Below are 4111 nucleotides of genomic sequence, written 5' to 3'. Positions count from 1 at the left end.
AAGCCGCCCGGGCTGTCGTACTCATACCGGACCGCCTTCTTCGGTGGGTCCAGAAGGCACAGGCGATTGAGTCCTCGTCGGCGCATCAGTCGTGAAATGGTGCTGTGAGCCACACCCAGCGCAGTTCGGAGAGCAGGGTAGCCACGCCGCGTGCGCTGAAGAACTGTGGCGCGAACGGTGACACGCGGATGGGGCGCCACGGCGCGAAGAAGCGGTGTTCGCTCAAGGGTGCTAAGGGCAGGCCATGCGGCGGTTGCAGCGGCACCCAGGCCAGTTCGGCAATTTCGGCGCGCGCCTGCGGCGCACCGTCCACCTGCACCCACCACGCCTGTGCCTGCACGCGGTGGCCGGGCTCGTTCACAGCCCAGTCCTCGAACGTGCCCAGCGCGATGGCGGCATCGGCGCGCAGCTGCACGCCCAGTTCCTCGTCCAGCTCGCGGGCCAGCGCCTGCAGGGGCGCCTCGCCGGGTTCGGGCTTGCCACCGGGTTGGATGAAGCGGCGCGCACCCTGCTTGCGCACCACCAGCGCCCGGCCGCGGTCATCCAGGATGACCGCAGCCACGATCCGGATCGTGGCTGCGGCGTTGCTCACTTCAGGTTCTGCTCGAACAGCTTGAGGATGCGCTTGTACTGGTCCAGCCAGGAATCGGCACGCACATAGCCGTGGCGTTCCAGCGGGTACGGGGCGATCGACCAGTTGTCCTTGTGCAGTTCGATCAGGCGCTGGGTGAGGTTCACCGAGTCCTGGAAGAACACGTTGTCATCCATCATGCCGTGGGCGATCAGCAGGTTGTCCTGCAGGTTCTGCGCGTACTCGATCGGCGAGGACACGCGGTACGCCTCCGGGTCGATGTCCGGGGTGTTGAGGATGTTGCTGGTGTAGCCGTGGTTGTAGTTGTGCCAGTCCACCACCGGGCGCAGCGCGGCGCCGGCCTTGAAGGTGCCCGGCGCACGGAACAGCGCCATGAAGGTCATGAAGCCGCCATAGGAACCGCCGTAGATGCCGGCGTGGTCGCGGTCACCCTGCTGGGTGTCGACCAGCCAGTCCAGGCCGTCCTTGTAGTCTTCCAGTTCCGGGTGGCCCATGTTGCGGTAGATCGCCGTGCGCCAGTCGCGGCCGTAGCCCTCGCTGCCGCGGTAGTCCATGTCCAGCACGATGTAGCCCTTCTGCACCAGCAGGTTGTGGAACATCTGCTCGCGGAAATAGGCCGGGTAGCGCTGGTGCACGTTCTGCAGGTAGCCGGCGCCGTGCACGAACATCACGATCGGGTACTTGCGGCCCGGTTCCTTGTTCTCCGGTTCGTAGTACTTGGCCCAGACCACGCCGGCACCATGCTTGGACGGCACTGCCACCAGCTTCGGCTGGATCCACTGGCGTGCCTTGTAGTCGGCGGTGCGGGTGTCGGTCAGCACGCGCGCCTGGCCACCGGCACTGGGCAGCACCGCCAACTGCGGCGGCAGGTAGGCGCCGGAGTAACGCACCAGCAGCTGCTGGCCGTCCGGCGACAGCGAGAAGTCTTCCACGCCGTTGAGGCTGGTCAGCTCGCGCACCTGGCGGTTGCCGGTGTCGACCGCGCAGACTTCGTAATCATGCGGCGCCTGCTGGTTGCACAGGAAGTAGAAGCCCTTGCCATCGGCCGACGGCACCGGTGCCGAGGTTTCCCACTTGCCGCTGGTCAGCGCCTGCGGCTTGGCGGTGCCGGCCTGGGTGTACAGGTGCGAGAAGCCCGATTCCTCGGACAACAGCCACAGCGTGCGGCCATCGGCCATCCAGCCGAAATCGTTGAAGCCCCAGTTGATCCAGGCGTTGTCGGTCAGGCGGTGGCGGTTCTGAACGCGGCCGTCGGCGGCGTTGACGCTGATGATCCAGCGGTCCTTGTTGTCGTTGGCACGCAGCATCACCGCGGCCTGCTGGCCGTCGGCGCTCCAGCGGATGCCGCCGCCCATGAAGTCGCTCATCACCTGCACGCTGCGCTCGCCCTTCAGTGCATCCTTGCCGGCCTTGCGGCGCAGTTCGGCCAGCGGGTCGGTGCTGATGCCCGGCAGGCCGGACAGCGAGACTTTCTCGGCCTTGCCGGTGCGCACGTCCACGTACCACAGGGTGTGTGGCTCGAAGCCGTTGCGGCCGACGCGGGTGCGGGTGTCCTCGGTTTCCTCGTAGCCCGACTCGGTCACGTACAGCGGCATCTTGCTGGTGCGGCCGTCGTCGAAGTCCTTCGGCTTGGTCACCACGATCAGGTGGGTCAGGTCCGGCGACAGCACGCTGTCACCGATCTCGACGTCGGCGCCCAGGTAGACCGGGCCCGGTGCGCGGGTCGGATCCGCCTGGCGCCAGCGCTGGTCCTGGTCCTTCAATGCCTCGCGCTGCTCGCGGTCGCGGCGCAGGGTTTCCAGCGTGCGCAGCTGCTGGTCGCGGAGCACGTCGGCCTTCGGCGGCGTGCGCGGGTCCTTCTCGGCCTTCAGGCTGGCCACCTGCTGCACGCCGCTGGCGGCGGTCCAGTGGAACCAGTTCTGGCCGACGCGCCAGATCACGCCGTTGTCGGCCGCGAAGTTCACATTGCCCGCGCGCTCGTTGCTGCGGGTCAGCTGGGTCAGCGCGCCACTGCGCAGGTCGCGCACGAACACATCGCCATTGCGCACGAAGGCGCTGCGGCTGCGGCTGCGGTCGTAGACCGGATCGGCGACGTCCAGGGTACCGCGCTGGTCATCGGCCACCTGCGCGGCCACGCCGCCGGCCACCGGCTGGCGGAAGGTGTCGCGCACCGGGCTGCCGTTGCGCTTGAGCTGGTATTCCACCTGCTGGCTGTTCCAAGACCACCAGGCCTTCTCGACCGGCGGACCGATCCAGTCCGGGTCGGCCATGGCCTGTTCGATGGTGATCGGCGTCGGCGCGGCATGCGCGGCCGGTGCGGCCAGCACGGCCGACAGCAGGAGGGACAGGGGCAGCACTCGGGACATGGGCGGACGGCACCAGAAGAGGAAACCGGGCAAGGGTAGCAGCCGTCCGGACCGGGGGAGGGGGCCACAGGTCATGCAACCCGCTTGGGCAAAGGCCCGGCAGGGCATCGCGTGGCGCATGATGGGCGCCTGATCCGGACGGAACCGACCATGTACTCCTACGACTACCGCATTTCCTTGGGGGTGCAGCACCCTGCGGTCTCCAGCGCCGACATCTCCGCCCGGCTGGGGCTGGAACGGGGGTTCTTCCGCGATACAGGCACCGACCTGCTGGACGGTGATGGGCACTTGATCCGGGTACATGGCTTCACCCGGGTGAGCTTTGAACTGGCTGCTGGCAAGGACGGCTGGCTGATGGACGCCTGACCGCAGGTGGTCGAGATGCTGCAGGTACGGGTGGAGGTGATCCATGCGTTGAACCAGGAAGGTGCCGACGTCCGCCTGCGCATCGCCGTCTTCGGCAAGCAGGCCTGGGCTGGGTATGAACTGGACGACACGCTGGTGCGGCTGATGGCCGACCTGCGGCTGGGCTTCCATGTGGAAACCTATTTCCCCGATCCGCCGGCCGACCCCGGGACCGACGACGACGCCTGAAATCTGCACTGCAACCGGTGGCCGGCCTCGCGCATCCATTCTCCTGAACCCGCATCATCCACCGAACAGGAGCCCGGCCATGCAGGAACTGATCCCGATCACCCTCTTCATCTGCATCGCCTACGCGATCCATGCCATTGCCGATGCGCGCGCGCGCAGCAAGCTGGTGGCCCCGCACGTACCGGAGGAAGTGATCCGCTCGCTGGCCGTGCTGGAAGAAGAGCGCCGCCGCCAGGGTGCGTTGCGCTGGGGCATCAGCCTGGTCTGCCTGGCCCTGGCCATGGCCCTGCTGGAAGCCATCGGGGCCCGCGACCTGACCTTTGGTGCCGCTGCCGCGCTGGTCGGCAGTGCCGGCCTCGGCCAGCTGCTGGCCTGGCACTTCACCCGGCCTGCCGCGCGCAAGGGCTGAGGCAGGCATGCCACGGGCACAGGGGGCGCCCCGCGCATGAGCCTGCTCGGCGAAGCGCTGTCGGCACTTCGGGGCCGTCGCCGCCACGATGCAGCGGCGACGGCGGCACCCGCTGCACCGCTGGATGCGGACCAAGCCTTGGTGCGGGCC

General features: G+C 68.0%; 4 protein-coding genes and 3 pseudogenes. 4 read left to right on the top strand and 3 right to left on the bottom strand.

Annotation, left to right across the window (positions count from 1 at the left end; genetic code table 11):
• The 3 genes and pseudogenes from ABGA94_RS04555 to ABGA94_RS04545 form a co-directional block, all read right to left on the bottom strand.
• Window positions 1-197, bottom strand: a pseudogene (locus tag ABGA94_RS04555) (IS481 family transposase); the annotation flags it as partial.
• A pseudogene (locus tag ABGA94_RS04550) lies at window positions 107-592 on the bottom strand (NUDIX domain-containing protein); the annotation flags it as partial. The pseudogenes ABGA94_RS04555 and ABGA94_RS04550, both read right to left, overlap by 91 nt.
• A complete protein-coding gene (locus ABGA94_RS04545) occupies window positions 589-2958 on the bottom strand; it encodes a S9 family peptidase (RefSeq protein WP_065177831.1) in 2370 nt (789 codons plus the stop codon). The pseudogene ABGA94_RS04550 and the gene ABGA94_RS04545, both read right to left, overlap by 4 nt.
• Before the next feature lie 150 nt (window positions 2959-3108).
• Between ABGA94_RS04545 and ABGA94_RS04540 the strand changes: the two genes are divergently transcribed.
• The 4 genes and pseudogenes from ABGA94_RS04540 to ABGA94_RS04525 form a co-directional block, all read left to right on the top strand.
• Entirely contained in the window at window positions 3109-3324 is a 216-nt protein-coding gene (locus ABGA94_RS04540; RefSeq protein ID WP_375366511.1) for a hypothetical protein, read from the top strand.
• 6 nt (window positions 3325-3330) lie between these two features.
• Window positions 3331-3552, top strand: a complete 222-nt coding sequence (locus ABGA94_RS04535) for a hypothetical protein (RefSeq protein WP_375366510.1) — start codon at window positions 3331-3333, stop codon at window positions 3550-3552.
• 79 nt (window positions 3553-3631) lie between these two features.
• Window positions 3632-3961, top strand: coding sequence for a hypothetical protein (locus tag ABGA94_RS04530; protein WP_005414880.1), 330 nt, complete (start codon window positions 3632-3634; stop codon window positions 3959-3961).
• 36 nt (window positions 3962-3997) lie between these two features.
• Window positions 3998-4111 (top strand): annotated as a pseudogene (locus ABGA94_RS04525) (RNA polymerase subunit sigma); the annotation flags it as partial.

The sequence above is a fragment of the Stenotrophomonas sp. 3diitr2024 genome, assembly GCF_042136455.1.
Lineage (GTDB): Bacteria > Pseudomonadota > Gammaproteobacteria > Xanthomonadales > Xanthomonadaceae > Stenotrophomonas > Stenotrophomonas sepilia.
The sequence above is the reverse complement of the archived record's forward strand: the minus strand, read 5'-3'. Positions and strand labels throughout refer to the sequence as shown.

Excerpts from the sequence above, each read along its gene's own strand:
- ABGA94_RS04540 (WP_375366511.1), top strand. The coding sequence starts at position 3,109 with ATGTACTCCTACGACTACCGCATTTCCTTGGGGGTGCAGCACCCTGCG.
- ABGA94_RS04545 (WP_065177831.1), bottom strand. The coding sequence starts at position 2,958 with ATGTCCCGAGTGCTGCCCCTGTCCCTCCTGCTGTCGGCCGTGCTGGCC.
- ABGA94_RS04530 (WP_005414880.1), top strand. The coding sequence starts at position 3,632 with ATGCAGGAACTGATCCCGATCACCCTCTTCATCTGCATCGCCTACGCG.